The organism is Lactimicrobium sp., from assembly GCF_036453465.1.
GTDB lineage: Bacteria > Bacillota_I > Bacilli_A > Erysipelotrichales > Erysipelotrichaceae > Bulleidia.
On the sequence record NZ_JAZHUW010000012.1, the window covers coordinates 36899 to 54279 of the forward strand.

General features: G+C 49.2%; 11 protein-coding genes and 1 other annotated feature. All 11 genes read right to left on the minus strand.

Annotated features, from left to right (window positions below):
- Position 1 precedes the first annotated feature (1 nt).
- Entirely contained in the window at positions 2 to 946 is a 945-nt protein-coding gene (locus tag SOI44_RS04655; RefSeq protein ID WP_331348060.1) for a 3'-5' exoribonuclease YhaM family protein, read from the minus strand.
- On the minus strand, positions 939 to 2936 hold the full coding sequence (locus SOI44_RS04660) for a glycosyltransferase (RefSeq protein WP_331348061.1): 1998 nt from the start codon (positions 2934 to 2936) through the stop codon (positions 939 to 941). Before SOI44_RS04660 ends, SOI44_RS04655 begins: the two co-directional genes overlap by 8 nt.
- Positions 2933 to 4048, minus strand: a complete 1116-nt coding sequence (locus SOI44_RS04665) for a lysylphosphatidylglycerol synthase transmembrane domain-containing protein (protein WP_331348062.1) — start codon at positions 4046 to 4048, stop codon at positions 2933 to 2935. The genes SOI44_RS04660 and SOI44_RS04665 overlap by 4 nt, the downstream gene beginning before the upstream one ends.
- A 20-nt stretch (positions 4049 to 4068) precedes the next feature.
- Positions 4069 to 5091, minus strand: coding sequence for a glycosyltransferase family 4 protein (locus tag SOI44_RS04670; RefSeq protein WP_331348063.1), 1023 nt, complete (start codon positions 5089 to 5091; stop codon positions 4069 to 4071).
- 89 nt (positions 5092 to 5180) lie between these two features.
- Positions 5181 to 8729 (minus strand): pyruvate:ferredoxin (flavodoxin) oxidoreductase, encoded by a 3549-nt coding sequence (gene nifJ, locus SOI44_RS04675; RefSeq protein WP_331348064.1) that lies wholly within the window; start codon positions 8727 to 8729, stop codon positions 5181 to 5183.
- Positions 8730 to 9000: 271 nt separating this feature from the next.
- A complete protein-coding gene (locus SOI44_RS04680; RefSeq protein WP_331348065.1) occupies positions 9001 to 9249 on the minus strand; it encodes a YneF family protein in 249 nt (82 codons plus the stop codon).
- 74 nt (positions 9250 to 9323) lie between these two features.
- Positions 9324 to 10715 carry an ROK family protein gene (locus SOI44_RS04685; protein WP_331348066.1) on the minus strand — a complete coding sequence of 464 codons (1392 nt, stop codon included), beginning with the start codon at positions 10713 to 10715 and terminating at the stop codon, positions 9324 to 9326.
- A 252-nt stretch (positions 10716 to 10967) separates the two neighbouring features.
- Entirely contained in the window at positions 10968 to 12725 is a 1758-nt protein-coding gene (gene aspS / locus SOI44_RS04690; protein ID WP_331348067.1) for an aspartate--tRNA ligase, read from the minus strand.
- Entirely contained in the window at positions 12722 to 13996 is a 1275-nt protein-coding gene (gene hisS / locus SOI44_RS04695; RefSeq protein ID WP_331348068.1) for a histidine--tRNA ligase, read from the minus strand. Before hisS ends, aspS begins: the two co-directional genes overlap by 4 nt.
- A 32-nt stretch (positions 13997 to 14028) precedes the next feature.
- Positions 14029 to 14235 (minus strand) — a binding site (T-box leader).
- Positions 14236 to 14259: 24 nt separating this feature from the next.
- Positions 14260 to 16470, minus strand: a complete 2211-nt coding sequence (locus SOI44_RS04700) for a RelA/SpoT family protein (RefSeq protein WP_331348069.1) — start codon at positions 16468 to 16470, stop codon at positions 14260 to 14262.
- A gap of 54 nt (positions 16471 to 16524) precedes the next feature.
- Positions 16525 to 17052, minus strand: a complete 528-nt coding sequence (locus SOI44_RS04705) for an adenine phosphoribosyltransferase (protein ID WP_108774078.1) — start codon at positions 17050 to 17052, stop codon at positions 16525 to 16527.
- Between the last annotated feature and the right edge of the window lie 329 nt (positions 17053 to 17381).

Below are 17381 nucleotides of genomic sequence, written 5' to 3' on the forward strand. Positions count from 1 at the left end.
ATCACTCCTTCTTCAGCGTTGGCTTATAGAACTGCCGGTTATCCAAAGCAAACAGCTTGCTTGTCCAGTTTCCTGGTGCAGTGGCATCCAATGCCTGTTTCAGTGTATTCATACGGGCATCCAGGTTGTCCATCAGGGACAGTACTTCAGCCTCCTGTACCATTGGCAATACCGGTGAGCCATATTCATAATGGCCATGGTGGCTCAGGATCATATGATGCAGCAAGGTGGCTTCCTCACTGCCTTCCAGGCCAAGAGAATCGGCCACTTCACTGAGAATGCCATTGGCAATGGAGATATGCCCTTCCAGGCGTCCCTGCAGGGTATATTCCGTGGTGATCGGGCCGCTCATTTCAATCGTTTTGCCAACATCATGGATCAACGCACCGGCAATCAGCAGATCCCGGTTGAGCTGGGGATAGTGTTTACATACTTCATCGCACATCTCGGCAATGGACAGTGAATGCTCGGAAAGACCACCGAGAAAGTTGTGATGGATTTTGGAGGCAGCCGGATATGTAAAGTATTTGTCTGCTGTCATCCGCAGAACGCCAACGACAAGTTTGCGCAGATTCTCATTTTGAATGCTGTAGACGAATTTCTTGACCTCCGCCTGTCTGTCCGCAAGCGGTCTGGAACTTGCGGCCACAAATGATTCCAGATCGACGGTGGACTGGTCAAGATCCTGTACGTGATTGATACGCAGCTGCAGGCTGTTCTTGTAATCCAGCACTTCAAAAGTGATCTCTTCCACATGGCCGACATGAATGCCGGCAGTATCTTCCGGTTTGACATCCCAGAACTTACCATCAATCATGCCGGTATTATCTGCCACCGTAATGGTCAGATAGGCAGCACCCTTGTTTGTTGTTCCATTTTTAACATCTTTGATCAGCAGGGGAATTGCATAGCGCTCCTGCGGTTTAAAATCCTTTATCTTAGTCATTCTGATCCCACTCCATTCCATCCATGACAGCATAAATATCATCGCCGTCATAGCCCTGGGCAGCACAATAGCGGAATACCCGGTTGCGCAGCATCGTACCGGTATATTTGCCCTGATAGCGCCGTTTTGCTTTGGCTGCACAGTGCTTGAGATTGTCCAGCTCACGTTCTTCCTGACGGCCCAGATCCAGCGATGCAATCGCCTTCTCTGCCTGTTCACGGGTAAAGCCGCGCTGCACCAGCTTGCCGGACAATGTATATTTCATCTTCCGGATTGAATCATGTTTCATGGTACCGGCCATCTTCTGGGCCGCAAGGATGCAGTCATCCATAGATGTGTCCGGTTCTTCTTCAATGACCTGATGAACAAGTGCAGCCGGCAGACCCTTCTTCATCAGACTGCGCACAATGCGGTCTGTGCCCATCAAAGAAGCTCGCATGCTGTGAACTGCATCACGGCAGTACCTTTCATCATCGATATAGCCGCGGTTTTCCAGCTTATCCACAATCTTGTTAATTGTCGTGATATCACACGATGTTTCCTGGGTCAGCCAGTCATACACTTCCTTGCGGGTACGGTCCTTGATGGCAATGCGGCGCACACAGCCCTGGTATGCCTTGACACCTGCTTCTTTCTCCTGCAGATGCTTTACTGTCGTATTGGCAATGGTACCGCCTTTGCGCAGGCCAAGATTGGCATAGTCATCCATCGTCACCTGCAGGCGCAGCTCTTCCTTGCGGCCATTGATCAGATACAGCTGTACAAAGGAATCCTTCACCTGCACATCATCAATCGTACTGACATCATGATACATGGCAATGGCCTTCTCATAGACGGCAAATACCTTTTCACCAAAGATGCGGGCACTGTACGGCTCCACATGTTTCAACGAGGATGCCGACATCTCTGCTTTCTGTTCTTTCGATAGAGAAAGGAATACTTTCAGCTTGGTGACAAAGTCATCCGGATCTTGATAGTACCAGCCGTCTTCGCCATCGCTGACAAGATCCTGCAGAACCTCATCATAGCGCACCAGCAGCGGCAGGCCGGAGGCGAGTGCTTCAATAAAGGTCATGCCCTGTGTCTCACTCAAAGAAGCAGACGCAAAGATATCACAGGCACGGTACAGTGATGGAATCTCTTTCCTGGGTACAGCACCAGTCAGAACGATTTCATTTTCAAGATGCAGATCTGTTACCATCTGTTTCATGCGTTCAAAGTCAGGTCCATCGCCCGCAATCAGCATCTTTACAGGCAGGCCTGCTTTGATGGCATTGGCAAATCCCTGGATGACAACATCCAGCGACTTTTCCTGGGCGATACGGCCAACCGATACGATTACGGTATCATCATCACGGAATCCATACTTTGCCCGGATTTCAGCAGTTTTTTTGGCATCACTGAGAGATGGATGGAATTCATCCAGGTCCAGGCCGGTAGGAATAACGTCAATATCGCGGCGGATATGGTAGCCGATGAGCATATCCTTTGTTTTCTTTGAGGGTGCAATAACCGAGATCGAAGCATCGCCATACAGGCGTGATACTTTGGCAACACCCTTTTTCGCATAAGAATCTACCGTTCTTGAATGAATGAAGTTTACATAGTGTGTGTAATCTTCATAGGTTGTATGGTATGTGGATACCAGCGGGATGCCCAGCTGCATGGCGCAGATATGGGCGAAGATGCCAACGCCGAATTCGGTCTGGTCATGAATGATATCCAGCTTCAGTTTGCCGATTTCCTGCAGAGCAAGAAAATGAAAAGGTGACGTTGCCACATAGCCGTACAGGAACTTGAGTTCTGCTCCCTTCAGCCGCAGTGTATGGCCGTCATCTTCCCAGTGTGATGCAACTTTGCCAGAGGAATTGGTTGTGATGACATAGACTTCATGGCCCATCTTTTCAAGCTGTGTGCGCAGGATGAATGTACTGTTGGCAACACCGTTGATCTCGGGCGGATAGGTATCTGTAAACAGACCGATTCTCATCGCTCTTCCTCCTTGGATTTCTGCTCTATTTTACCATTGGTTTCTGTCTGTGCCGGTATTTCCTGCATATTATCATGAATCACCACCGGCTGCATCCTTGCCCAAAGATATACGCCAGCTCCCACCAGGGTCTGGAAGTAATACGTGACAACTCGCCAGAGGATCATGATGGTCTTTGCCTTGACGGTGCCGAAAATGGTAGAAAACATCAGGACAAAGGTGGCTTCGGTGCCGCCGGCAGAGCCTGGCATCGGCATGAAGGCATTGACCATGGCTACAAAGGAGCTCAGGGCAACCGTATCGATGTACAGCTTCCAGCTGAGCTGAAAGTGCAGTGCTCTAGCCGCAATAAAGGCAATGCTGTAATACATGAGCAGACGGACCAGATTGCTCAGAGAGACAAGGAAGATCATCTTCTTGTCACAGCTGATCATATCGATCTGTTTTTCAAACCGTTCCAATTGCTCATCCAGTTTCTGCTTGGCTTTGTCACGGTCTTTGATCAGGTGCAGACGGATGCCGATATTGAAACCGGTTGTTGTCAGCCAGTGGTAAAACCGCGGAAATTTCACGGATGCCCACAGTACAAAGATCAGGGCACTGTTGACGATGAAGCCAAAGATAACAATCAGGAAGAACTGTGAATAGTGCCCATAGAAGTAAGGAAAGCGCAGCAGAATCAGGGCCAGAACAAATACGCTCATCGTTGTCTGGTAGTTGATGAAATCCATCCAGAGCACACTGATGGCACTGGAAACATCCAGTCCCTGCTTGCGGAAGATATAGATCTGAGCAAACTGCCCGCCGGATGCACTCGGCGTAATGTTATTGAACAACGATGCGGTATAGGCATCCACAAAGCCCTGGCTGACCTTGTAGTCCTTCTTGAAGACTCTTGCCTCAAGGGAAAGGCCCCAGCCGTCAATCCAGCGCTCTATGACCATCAGAACAAACATGAAAGCCAGCAGCCACTTGTTGGCGCCTCGGATCATGCTGATAATTTCACGGCCGTTGTCTTTCAGAGAAAACCAAAGAACAAGGACCGTCAGGCCGATGATTAATGCAAAATTGAAAACAGGACTTTTGAGAACCTTTTTCAAGTTAGTTTTCATATATCTTATCTGCTAACCTTTCAGAGTACCGGTTTGCCAGCTGCCTGCAGAACGTTGGTATACACCTGTTTCAGCTGAACGCCAATGCGGTCAATGCTGCGGTCCTTTGCCGTCTGATAACCGGCATCGGTCAGATCAGGAATCTGATGTTCCACAATCTTCACGATCAGATCTGCAAATTCCGCATTGTTATGCCCCATCCAGCAGTTCTTACCATTCTGCAGCCATGGATCATATGCCCCGATATCACGGACAAGCATCGGGCATCTGGCTGCCAGTGCCTCCAGTACAACAATCCCCTCTGTCTCCTCATAAGATGGGAAGAAGAAACAATTGGCGCTTGCATAGGCCCCTTCTATGATCGCACCCTTGACATAACCCGGAAAGATGACATTTTCCGGTGCATTTTCCATTGCCTCTGTAATCTCGCGCGGAATAATCAGTTTGTTGATATCGCCAAACCAGATGAACTGATACTGTGGCAGCATTCTTGCGACTTCAATAAAATCCAGCAGTCCCTTGCGCTGAAACAGCAGACCCACGCCAATCACGGTCTTAGCATCATCGGAAAGCGAAAAGTACCTCCGGAATGCCTTCACTTTTTCATAGTCATAGGCATAGCGCTCCAGTACGATGCCATTGGATACGGCATAAATGGGAAGCGTCATTCCATACTTCAGCAGCAGAGAACGGGAATATGGCGTTGGTGTGATGATCGCGTCTGCCTGACAATAGCGGTTCACAAGCCATGTCTTATAATATGGTGCAATCTGATTGCTGAAGAGAAAACTGTTCTTGAAATCTTCTTCTGTCGAATGAGCATGGTAAATGACGCACTTGCCGTTTTCCCTTGCGCTGCGGATGATGGCATCACTGTTAGCCATATAGGTATTGATATGCAGAATATCGTAATCCGTATCCCATGGATCTGTTGTATAAGCAATATGCTGTGATGTCAGAGCAAGCTTCTGATGCTCGAAAGCCCGTCCCATGCCTGAGATCTTGATCATATCCTGATTCTCGAAATACAGTAAAATCTTCATGCAATCACCATGTTTATTATACATCTGCCTATAACGCAAAAAAAGACGATGGAAACCCATCGTCTTTTACAAACGCTTAAGATTGATGATCAGTTCTGATCGTTAACCTTCTTGACCAGCTTCTCATAACGAACCTGAGCGTCATGCTTTGTCTTGGCAAAAGCAGCTTCAGCAGCTTCCTGGCCTCTCAGCTTCGGCAGGTTGAAGTAACGAGCCTCACTCATCAGGAAGTCATGGAACTTATCCCAGTTCGGCTCCTTGGAGTCAAGCTGCAGCGGCTTCTCAAGTCTAGGATCATAGCGGTACAGAACGACATAGCCGCAATCTACAGCATCCTTTTCAACCTGAGGCATATGGCCAAGGCCGCCCTTGATACCCTGCTCAATGCACGGGCTGTAGGCAATGATCAGAGAAGGTCCATTATAGGATTCAGCTTCCTTGAAAGCCTTGATGCACTGTGCCTGGTTAGCGCCCATTGCAACAGATGCAACATAGACGTGACCATATTCCATGATGATCTGGCCCAGATCCTTCTTAGCCATCTTCTTGCCGCCTGCTGCGAACTTCGCAATAGATGCAGCCTGAGAAGACTTGGAGGACTGTCCACCAGTGTTGGAGTAAACCTCAGTATCCAGAACGAGGACATTGACGTTCAGATCGTTGGCCATGACATGATCAAGTCCACCGTAACCAATATCGTATGCCCAGCCATCGCCGCCGACGATCCAGACAGACTTGGAAACAAGATCTCTCTTCATCTCAAGCAGAGCCTTGACATCCTGGTTAGCAGAAGCTTCAACGTTCTTCACCAGAGAATCAACAACAGCTCTCTGCTTGTCACGGTCATCACCTGCAGCCATGTAAGCATCGAAGTCAGCCTTCAGAGCCGGCTCAACCTTATCCAGGTTGTCTTCCATGATCTTCAGGATCTTGGCAGATCTGTAGGACTGTGCAACAGCCATACCGAAGCCATACTCAGCGTTATCCTCGAACAGGGAGTTAGCCCATGCAACACCATTGCCATCGTTATCAACAACGAACGGTGTGGAAGGTGTAGCGGAGCAGTAAATCATAGAGCAACCTGTTGCATTGGCAACCAGCATATCCTTACCAAACAGCTGGGAAGCGAGTCTGTAGTACGGAGCCTCGCCGCAGCCCGGGCAGGAACCGGAAACCTCGAAGTAAGGCATCATCAGGGAAACACCTGTTACAGTGTTCGGGTTGCCATACTGAGGCTTGTACTCTGTCTCCTTGTACAGATAGTCGGAAACAGGCTCTTCACCCTCAGCCTTGACAATGTCAACAGCAGACAGAGCCTTGGTCGGGCAGACATTGATACATACGCCGCAGCCTACGCAGTTCATCGGAGAAACTTCGATTCTGTATACCAGGCCGTCAGCCTTAGCGTTCTTGTAAGCAGCACTCGGCTCCTTTGTATCAAACTTGAAGCCGCACTTCTCAGAGATTTCAGCAGCCTTGGCAGCCTCATCCTTGTTCAGCAGGAACGGACGGATTGTTGCATGCGGGCAGGAGAATGCACACTGGCCGCACTCAATGCACTTCTGAGCATCCCATACCGGAACCATAGCAGCAATGTTTCTCTTCTCACGGAAGGCAACATTCTCAGGGATGGAACCATCGATGACATCCGGCTTTGTGAACTCAGATACCGGCATATCATAGCCGCCCAGAGAGTTGATAACCTGAACATTTGTATCGAAATGCTCATCGCCAGTCAGCTCAAACAGCTGCTTCTTGACAGGCAGGTTGCTCCACTCAGGCTTAACCTTGACCTCAACCAGTCCGGAAGCACCCTTATCGATAGCGTCACAGTTGTTGTTAACAACATCCTGACCCTTCTTAGCATATGTCTTGCGGGCAGAATCCTTCATCAGCTCAAGAGACTTGCTGAACGGCATGATCTGTTCATTGAGCTTGAAGAATGCAGACTGCAGGATTGTGTTGGTATGACGGCCCATATGAGTCTCCATAGCCAGCTTGTTAGCATTGATGATGTAGAACTTGGCATGATGATCAGCCAGACCCTTCAGCATTCTGTTAGGCAGTCTGTCTTCAACCTCGCTGGCATCCATTGTTGTATTCAGCAGGAATGTGCCGCCATCCTTCAGATCACGGACCATATCGAACTTGAATGCATAGGACTCCAGAGAGCAGGAGATGAAGTCTGCCTTATCAATGTAGTAAGGAGAATGAATCGGGCTCTTGCCAAAACGCAGATGAGATCTTGTAACACCGCCGGACTTCTTGGAGTCGTATGCGAAGTATGCCTGAGAATACAGATCTGTGTTGTTGCCGATGATCTTAACGGTAGACTTGTTAGCACCGACAGTACCATCAGAACCAAGACCATAGAACAGGCAGGATGTATAATCAGCATCCACATGGATGTCAACCGGATCCAGAGACAGATGTGTTACATCATCGACAATACCAATGGTGAACTCTTCCTTCGGATCATCCTTCTTGAGTTCCTCATAAACAGCATTGATATCAGACGGGTTGGTATCCTTGGAGGACAGACCATAACGGCCGCCGATGAGCTTGATGTCCTTGTGGTTGCGCAGTGCATACTCAACATCCAGGAACAGCGGCTCACGTGTGCCGACTTCCTTGGCTCTGTCAAGAACAGCAATCTTCTTAACTGTCTTCGGCAGAACAGCTTCCAGATACTTCTGGGAGAACGGACGATACAGATAAACCTTGATCAGGCCGACCTTCTCGCCTCTCTTGACCAGCGTATTGATTGTCTCTGTGATTGTATCTGTCACAGAACCCATAGCAACGATGACTCTCTCAGCATCCGGAGCACCGACATATGTGAACGGTGCATAGTTGCGGCCTGTATGCTCACTGACAGCCTTGAAGTACTTGGCAGCGATGTCAGCCACAGCATCATAATGCAGGTTCTGAGCCTCAGCAGCCTGGAAGTAAATATCATCGTTCTGAGAGCCGCCTCTTGTTACTGCATTTCCATGCGGATTCAGGGCATGAGCGCGGAATGCTTCCAGCTTGTCCTTCGGCAGCAGACTCTTCAGGAAGTCATAGTCCATGACCTCGATCTTGTCGATTTCATGAGAAGTACGGAAACCATCGAAGAAGTGCATAACCGGAACAGAACCGTCAATAGCGATCAGGTGGGCAACGCCAGCCAGATCCATGCAGTCCTGAACGGAATGAGAGCACATCATGACGACACCTGTCTGACGGCAGGCATAAACATCCTGATGATCACCGAAGATAGACAGAGTATGTGTAGCCAGAGATCTTGCAGCAACATGAATGACTGCCGGCAGCATTTCACCCTTCCACTTGTACAGGTTCGGGATCATCAGCAGCAGACCCTGCGAAGCAGTAAATGTTGCGGCCAGAGCACCAGCCTGCAGAGCACCATGAACAGCACCAGCGGCGCCGCCCTCAGCCTGCATTTCAACAACCTTTACCTTGTCTCCGAAAATGTTCTTCTTGCCGGCTGTAGCCCAGTCGTCAATGTGTTCCGCCATCGGAGATGATGGTGTGATCGGATAGATACCAGCTACTTCTGTAAACGCATAAGCGCTGTAAGCGGTAGCAGTATTGCCATCCATAGCTTCGAAAACCTTTTTGTTTTCTGTACTCATATATCCTCCTAAACTCTTAGTCATTATACTCCTTGCCTTTTTGCATTTCCACTTTCCAAAAATTGATATTTGGTAATATTTTTGCAAAAAATACAAGTTCAGAGAAGAAATGAAAGCGCTTGTCCGCTTACATGAAAATGCATTCAGTTTTCATATACTTTTATACCATTGAATAACCGCAGAAGACTGCCTTTCACCATCGCGTTCCCCTGTTTCTGGTATTATTTTGCCAGCAAGTGTAAAGCCAGCAAAAAAGCAGCATTCCTGCTGCTCATTTCTTTGACTTGGATTTTCCGGAAGGACCAGCCGCTGAATTCATTGCCCGCATCACCTGCTTGATCTGCGCCTCGGTTGGCTTTCTTCCCATCTGCATGTACATTGCCCGGATCATCTTTTCATTGATCGGAGGATTGTCGCGCAGCTGTTTCTCAAACGATCTCTTTGTGAAGTAGAAAGAAATCGCTGCACCGACAAGACCGCCGGCCAGAAACCACAACAAACTTGACCAGAATACTGACATATTTGACACCACCTTACTTTGCAATCAATATACCTGCTCATTTTACCTGCTGCTGGGCTTCTTTGCAAGCTGTCTCAGCGGCACCTCAGATACAGAAGGCCGCCGTCAAACATATAGTTCAGACTGCCGTCTGCCTTGATCAATCTGGGCAGATACTGCGCCGGAATATAGGTGGACAGCTGCTGTTTCAAAGCCGCAAGATCCGTGATCATGCCAGCCGCAATCACCACTGCCTCCGGATCCACGCAGGCAATGACATTCACCAGCATTTCCGAGGCAATTTCCAGATTGCCGCTCACCGTTCTGGCAAGACTCTCCATCTGGCTGCCGCAGTGGGTTGTTCTGATCACAAACTGCATTTCACCGGCAATATTGTGTATGCCTGTCATCAGATGATCATGGACAATGATGCCGACACCTGCTGATCTTCCTGCCATCGGCTGGAAATAGAAACAGAAATCATGCAGGGATGGATGGCGGTAATGATACCCAAGCGCCATGGCATTGGCATCATTGAGAAACAATACTTCACACTGGTACCTGGAGGAAAACCGGCAGCTGACTTCTTCATTGTAGATACCAGGCTGCCGGAAGGTCAGATGTCCCTGGTCAATAATGCCTGGTGTGACAACCATCACACGGGCAATATCCGGATGTCTTGCCGTAGCAAAATCCAACATATCCTCAAGATCCCGCAGCCGGTAAAGATCCTTGCGGGTCTGACCGAAATCAGCCAGTCTGCCGTTTTCATACAGCCGCCAGGCAATCCGCACGGCATGGGATTCAATCAGCACACAGACGCACAGTGCATGATGCAGGCCATGCCATTCCTCATCCCCCTGCAGTGCACCCGGATCCGGATGGGCAGCAGGCAGGGAAGCTTCTATCAGCCGGAACATACCATTGACGTCATATGCTGCAAAAACAGATACCGGTATAGCTGCCACCGGCTTGTCGCCAAAGGCTTCCTGTACCTGTTTTAACCGCCAGGAAATCTGCGGTGCCAGCAGAATCACATCTGCTCCTGCCCCCTTTTGAAACAGACGGTCATAGGATACTGCATCAAAGGCATATGGCAGCTCCATCATCCTGGCAGCATCTTTCAGTCTGGCTGTGAAATACGATGTCGTAATGCCGCTTGTACAGCATAACAGCACGTGAACTGTCCTTGTTTCAGACAGCTTCTTCAATGAAGCAATCATCTCATGGAACAGATCAATGGCATGGGACAGATCGTTCAGTTCGAAGTGCAGATAAAACGGTGTGCGGCCGGTCTTTGTACTGACAATGCGCAGCTCACAGATTTCTGTGCCGTTGATGGTATGCATGGTCACAGAAGCACTGGCTTCCTGCGTTTCAAAGAAAATATGACTGCCCTCTTCATCACTGCCTTCCCGGATGGTATACGATGAATCTTCCTGCTTCAGCAGGTAGCAGCGGAATTGTTCCCCAATTGTTTTTTCCATAATTCCAGTATACAAAAAGCTGTCCCCTGTGGGACAGCAGATTTTCATATTGGGCTGAAGGGGTGATATGTTCCCTCTTATGTAGAGGTGGGTGTCCTTGGTCATCCATCAGGATCCCCGAGCGTATCGGGTATTCAACACAGAACTCTCCAGTCAGAACTCCCTGATATCAAAATGTAGGAAAAATACGAATTCCTCCAGCCGATTTCATTATAGCAGTGTCTTTTTGCAAATGCAGTCTTGACACTCCGATTATTTGGCCTTGTCCGAAATCTCAATGCCAAGTACTTCCAGCTGGGCTGGATCTACCTGGTTCGGCGATTCACTCATCAGATCCATGGAACTGTTTGTGGTCGGGAAGGCAACAACATCACGGATGTTGTCTGTGCCAGCCAGTACCATGGTCAGTCTCTCCAGGCCGATGCCAACGCCTCCATGGGGCGGGGTGCCGTACTTGAAGGCATCCAGGAAGAAGCCGAACTTCTTTCTTGCCTCCTCCATGCTCAAACCGATTGCTTCAAACACTTTCTCCTGCAGATCCTGGTCATGAATACGGATGGAACCGGACAGCAGCTCATAGCCGTTGAGCACAAGGTCATAGGCACGGCTGGACACATGAGCCGGATCAGAGAACAGTTTATCGACATCCTCTTCCTTTGGTGCCGTGAACGGATGATGGGCCGCGACCCAGCGGTGTTCTTCCTCACTGTATTCAAACATCGGGAAATCTGTCACCCACAGGAAGCGGTATACAGGCTCCTTTGGAATCAGGCCAAGCTCATGGGCAAGACGCACACGCAGAGCGCCTAAGGATGTCTCAGCGGTCAAAGGTTTGTCTGCTACAACCAGCACAAGATCGCCTTCCTTCAGGGCAAACTTATCGATCAAAGCCTGCTTTTCTGCATCAGACAGCGGCTTGACAATCGATCCGCTCAGGCCATCCTTTCCCATCTTGAGATAGGCAAGTGCTTTGGCATTAAAGCCATGGCGGACAAATTCCTGCAGCTGGTCCAGATGCTTGCGGCTGTACTTATCAGCGGCATTTTCAAACTTAATGCCATCAATCTCGCCGCCATCCTTCAGAACATTGGCAAACACGCCGAAGGATGTATTGGCAAAGATGTCATTGAGGCAGACAATCTCGTTGCCAAAGCGCAGGTCCGGCTTATCAGAGCCAAAGCGTTTCATGCATTCCTGCCATGGGATACGGATGAAATGATCTTCCAGGTCAATATTCTTGATACCCTTGAAGATTCTCTGCATCAGTTCCTCAACTGTTTTAAAGATGGTTTCTTCATCGCCGAAGGACATCTCGATATCAATCTGGGTGAATTCCGGCTGGCGGTCAGCACGCAGGTCCTCATCACGGAAACATCTGGCAATCTGGAAATACTTCTCCATGCCGGCAATCATCAGCAGCTGCTTGAAAATCTGCGGAGACTGCGGCAGAGCCCAGAAGTTTCCCTTATAGATTCTGGAAGGCACCAGATAGTCACGGGCACCCTCCGGTGTGGAACGGGCCAGGATCGGTGTTTCCACTTCCACAAAGCCGTTTTCATCCAGATAGTTGCGGGCAATCATGCAGATCTTATGTCTGAGCATCAGATTCTTCTGCAGAAGGGGACGGCGCAGATCCAGATAGCGGTACTTCAGGCGGGTATCCTCATTGGTACGGGTATCATCACTGATATCAATCGGCAGTGTTTCCGCACTGTTGACGATATTGACATCAGTGGCAGCGACTTCCACATCGCCGGTTGCCATCTTCGGATTGGCTTCCTGGCGCATCTGTACTTTACCTGTCACCTGCAGAATGTACTCATTACGCACATCCTTGATCTTTTCACTGATCTTCTCATCAAAGACAATCTGGGCCAGACCGCTGCGGTCACGCAGGTCAATAAAGACCAGTGAACCAAAGTTGCGGCGCTTGTTGACCCAGCCGATCAGGGTTACTTCACTGCCGGCATTCTCAGCCCGCAGCGTTCCGCATCCACACGTTCTCTTCATTTCGTTTCGCTTCCTTCCATCACTCGCAGTGTATTGACAAGATCTTCCCTCTTCAGGGATGTCTGTTCCTTATCACCGCTGCGTTTCAGATTCACTGTACCCTGGCGTACTTCATCCTCACCAAGGATGACAACATACTTTGCACCGGCACGGTCCGCACTCTTGAACTGTGCCTTCAGGCTGCGTCCATACAGGCTGCCATCAGCTGTAAAACCGCCCTTGCGCAGATCAGACAGTACCTGCAGAACCTGATCCTGCACATCACCAAGGCCAATGACATATACATCACAGCTGCGCTCTTTGCCAAAGTCATGACCTTCTTCCTCAGCAAAAGAGATCAGGCGTTCCAGACCGATTGCAAAGCCGATGCCGCTCATCTGCGGGCCGCCATAATACTCAACAAAGTGGTCATAACGGCCGCCGCCGAAGATCGTTGCCTGCGAGCCGGAATCCGGTCTTGTTGAGACAACTTCAAAGACGGTATGTGTATAGTAGTCAAGGCCTCTGACAAGGCGCTCATCAATCTCATACGGAATGCCAAGGCAGTCCAGTGCCTTCAACACGCGCTGGAAGTATGCCTTGCTTTCTTCATTGAGATAATCAGACAGCTTTGGTGCATCCTTCATGAATGGAGCATCATGGTCTACCTTGCAGTCCAGAATGCGAAGCGGATTCTGTTCCAGACGGCGGTGGCAGTCAGAGCAAAGCTCATCCAGATGCGGTGTGAAGTACTCCTTCAGTGCGGCGCGGTAAGCTGCCCGGCTTTCATCATCGCCAAGCGTATTGATGCATACTTTGACATCATGAATATCCATGGCTTTGACAATGTCATAGCCAAGGGCAATCGTCTCGGCATCAATCTCAGGTGACTTGACACCGATGTTTTCCACGCCAAACTGATTGAACTGACGCTGTCTGTTCTTCTGAGGACGTTCATGCCGGAACATAGCTCCCATGTAGTAAAACTTGGCCGGCAGCTCCATGGAGCCATACAGCTTGTGCTGGTCAAAGGCACGGATGACACCGGCTGTGCCCTCCGGCCGCAGTGTGTAGGAATCACCGCCGACGGAGAATGTATACATCTCCTTGTTGACCATGTCCGAGCTGTCATTTTCCCTTGAGAATACCGATGTGTTCTCAAAGTACGGCGTACGGATTTCCCGGTATCTGTACAATTCTGTCTTTTCACGAATCACACGTTCCACATCATGCCATTTGTAAATCTCATCCGGCAGGATGTCATACGTGCCGCGGGGTGTCTGATATTTCATCTCTTTCCTCCTGATAAATAAAAAGCGCCCTTTCCAAGGACGCTTGATGCGCGGTACCACCTCAGTTCAGGACAGCATCTGTCCTGCGCTTTTGCCTTAACGCGGCATACGTTTCTTCCTACTAGATTCAGAAGAAATTCTCCAGAGTGTCTTTTCTGTACCCATACAGAGGCTTTTTCACCATACCGCCTTCTCTATTCTGCTGCATGTACAGAATCTTTCTCTTTCAGCGAATTTACGGGGCCATTATAGCAGAAAACACTTCAGTGTGTATGTCTTTCCACGGAAATCACCGATTCCACTTTGCGCAGGTTGGCAATGACAAGATTCAGCTGATCAAGATCATGCACCTGGATCTGCAGTTTGACGGTGGAGATCAGGGTTTCACGGTTGACGACTGCATTGATGGAATTCATCGGTGTCTTGCAGGATGACACAGCAGTGACAATATCGGTCAGTAAGAAGGAACGGTCATAGGCCTGAATCAACAGATCCGAGATGTAGGTGCGCTCCGGATCCTTTGCGGCCCACTGAACATCAATCTTGCGTTCTTTCAGATTGGCAACATTGGGACAGTCCGCCCGGTGCACTTTGACACCGGCGCCTTTGGTAATGTAGCCGACAATCGGATCGCCATACACCGGCTGGCAGCACCCTGCTAATGACATCTTCATCGACTCAATGCCTGGTATCAAGACACCGCTGCGGCTGGTAGTCTTTTCTTTGGCCGGCTCCCGGTTCATCATGTGGGTGATGGCCTCATCTGTCATCATCGGCCGTTTCTGGTTGGTCAGCTTCTGGCAGACATCCGTCACATTGATGGAATGCACACCAATGCCATACATGAGATCAACATAGTTGGAGACATTGAAACTCTTGGCGATGGCTTCAATCTTCTTGCGGTCCATGTATTCTTTGGTATCAAAGCCGCGTTTGCGCAGTTCTTCCGCAAGTGCCTTTTCACCATCCGGCACCTTTTCCTGCTTGCGTTCTGTCTCTTTGCGGGTCAGATAGGCACGGATCTTATTTTTGGCCTGATTGGTTTTGACAAACTTCAGCCAGTCCTCACTCGGACCGGTACTCTTGAGTGTCTTGATCTGCACGACATCGCCGGTATGCAATGGTGTATTCAGAGGCACCATGACATCATTGACAATAGCACCGACGGCCGTATGGCCGACATCGGTATGAATGCGGTAGGCAAAGTCAATCGGCGTTGCCCCGTTTGGCAGGTCAATGACCCTGCCCTTTGGCGTCATGACATAGACATTAGCCTCAAAGACATCATGCTGGAGGGTTGCCATGTATTCCGATGCATTCTCATTGCCGCTTTCTTCTTCAGAATAGGTCGCAAAGTTCTTGAACCAGGAAAGCTTTTCCTCGATTTCCTTCTGTTCCTTCTTGGCATCGTACTTGGTGCCTTCCTTGTAGCGCCAGTGGGCAGCAATACCACGTTCAGCCACCTCATCCATCTCTTCCGTGCGGATCTGCACTTCGAAAATCTTGCCATCATCACCAATGATGGTCGTATGCAGAGACTGATACATGTTGGTCTTTGGAACAGCAATATAATCTTTCAGACGGCCCGGGATCGGCTTGTATTTGGCATGGATATAGCCAAGGATTTCATAGCAGTTCAGCTCGGTCTTGGTCACGATGCGGATGGCCAGCAGATCTAAAATCTCATCGAAGCGCTTGTGCTTCTTGATCATCTTGTTATAGATCGAGTACAGATGCTTGGAGCGGCCGAAGATGCGGAATTCCAGATTCTTCTCTTTCAGCATAGCCGAGATTTCCTCGATCATGTGATTGACGGCCTTATCACGTTCTGCTTTCTTGTCTTCGACAAGTTTGGCAATACGGTAATACTCTTCCCGGTTCAGGTAATAGAAGGAAAGATCTTCCAGTTCATTCTTGATGGCACTGATACCTAAGCGGTGAGCAATCGGCGCATAGACATCCAGGGTCTCTGCGGCAATGCGCTTCTGGGCAGCCTCAGGCTGATACTGCAGGGTGCGCATATTATGAAGTCGGTCGGCCAGTTTGATCAGGATCACGCGCACATCCTTGGCCATGGCAATAAAGATCTTGCGGTGATTGCTGGCCTGGTATTCCGGATCATCCTTGCCCTTGTATTTCAGGGTGCCGACTTTGGTGACAGCTTCAACAAGATCAGCAATTTCCTCATCAAACTCAGCAGCTAATTCTTCCTTGGTAACACCGGTATCCTCAATCGTATCATGCAGAAAACCTGCAGCGATGGTCTTGGGGCCGGTATGCAGTGTCGTCAGGATATAGGCAACGTTGATCAGATGGACAATGTACGGCTCCCCGGATTTGCGGAACTGCCCGGCATGATGTTCCGTGGCATAGTTCGCTGCATGCGCAATTAATGCAAGATCCTGCGGATTGGTAATATAGGTCTTTGCATTGTTCATGACATCCTCAACACCAACATTCTGATGTTCAGCCATATCGTCCACCTCCTTTTTGCAAAAAATCGAAGAGAAGCTCTTCGATTCGTATGATTATTGATCGCTGAGATCCATCAGTTTGAAGACATCGTACTGTTTCAGAGCTTCGTCCTGTTTGATGCCAGTCAGATTGATGACAAAGGCAACTCCGGCAACAACGCCGCCAAGCTGCTCAATCATGCGGGCCGTTGCCACGGCGGTACCTCCGGTAGCCAGCAGATCATCCACAATCAGAACTCTCTGACCCTTCTTGATAGAATCCTTGTGCATGAACAGCTCATTGGATCCATATTCAAGATCATACTTGACAGAGACTGTCTCACGGGGCAGCTTGCCCGGCTTGCGTACCGGTACAAAGCCAATGCCAAGTGCATAGGCAACCGGTGCACCGAAGATGAAGCCTCTGCTCTCCGGTCCTACCACCACATCCGTATGAACGGAACGGGCAAAGTCAGCCAGACGGTCAATTGCCTCATGGAATGCCTGTCCATCCTGAACAAGCGGTGTTACATCACGAAACAGGATTCCCTTGGTCGGGAAATCACGGATTGATGCAATATAATCTTCCAGATTAAGTGCCATATTTACTTTCCTCCGAATTGAAATAACAAAAATATTATACACGATTAAATTCATTTTGATGCATTCTGCAGGCATAGCACCTCATCTTAGAAGTGAATGTTTCAGTGTGGCTTGAACCAGCCAAATTGAAATTCACCACAAAAAAGATCAGACAAGAAAAATCCGATCTCTTAAGGAACATATTGGTTTCCTGCAATCAATATTTTGAATGTTAATGCTCTGATGGACTGACCAGTTTCTGCTCTCTCCAATTGTCCGGAAACTGCCCATTTTCATGTCACTTTCATTCCGACCATAAAACAGCCCGGTCTTTGCCGGGCTTGTGTTAT

Excerpts from the sequence above, each read along its gene's own strand:
- SOI44_RS04655 (WP_331348060.1), bottom strand. The coding sequence starts at position 946 with ATGACTAAGATAAAGGATTTTAAACCGCAGGAGCGCTATGCAATTCCC.
- SOI44_RS04660 (WP_331348061.1), bottom strand. The coding sequence starts at position 2,936 with ATGAGAATCGGTCTGTTTACAGATACCTATCCGCCCGAGATCAACGGT.
- SOI44_RS04665 (WP_331348062.1), bottom strand. The coding sequence starts at position 4,048 with ATGAAAACTAACTTGAAAAAGGTTCTCAAAAGTCCTGTTTTCAATTTT.
- SOI44_RS04670 (WP_331348063.1), bottom strand. The coding sequence starts at position 5,091 with ATGAAGATTTTACTGTATTTCGAGAATCAGGATATGATCAAGATCTCA.
- nifJ (WP_331348064.1), bottom strand. The coding sequence starts at position 8,729 with ATGAGTACAGAAAACAAAAAGGTTTTCGAAGCTATGGATGGCAATACT.
- SOI44_RS04680 (WP_331348065.1), bottom strand. The coding sequence starts at position 9,249 with ATGTCAGTATTCTGGTCAAGTTTGTTGTGGTTTCTGGCCGGCGGTCTT.
- SOI44_RS04685 (WP_331348066.1), bottom strand. The coding sequence starts at position 10,715 with ATGGAAAAAACAATTGGGGAACAATTCCGCTGCTACCTGCTGAAGCAG.
- aspS (WP_331348067.1), bottom strand. The coding sequence starts at position 12,725 with ATGAAGAGAACGTGTGGATGCGGAACGCTGCGGGCTGAGAATGCCGGC.
- hisS (WP_331348068.1), bottom strand. The coding sequence starts at position 13,996 with ATGAAATATCAGACACCCCGCGGCACGTATGACATCCTGCCGGATGAG.
- SOI44_RS04700 (WP_331348069.1), bottom strand. The coding sequence starts at position 16,470 with ATGGCTGAACATCAGAATGTTGGTGTTGAGGATGTCATGAACAATGCA.
- SOI44_RS04705 (WP_108774078.1), bottom strand. The coding sequence starts at position 17,052 with ATGGCACTTAATCTGGAAGATTATATTGCATCAATCCGTGATTTCCCG.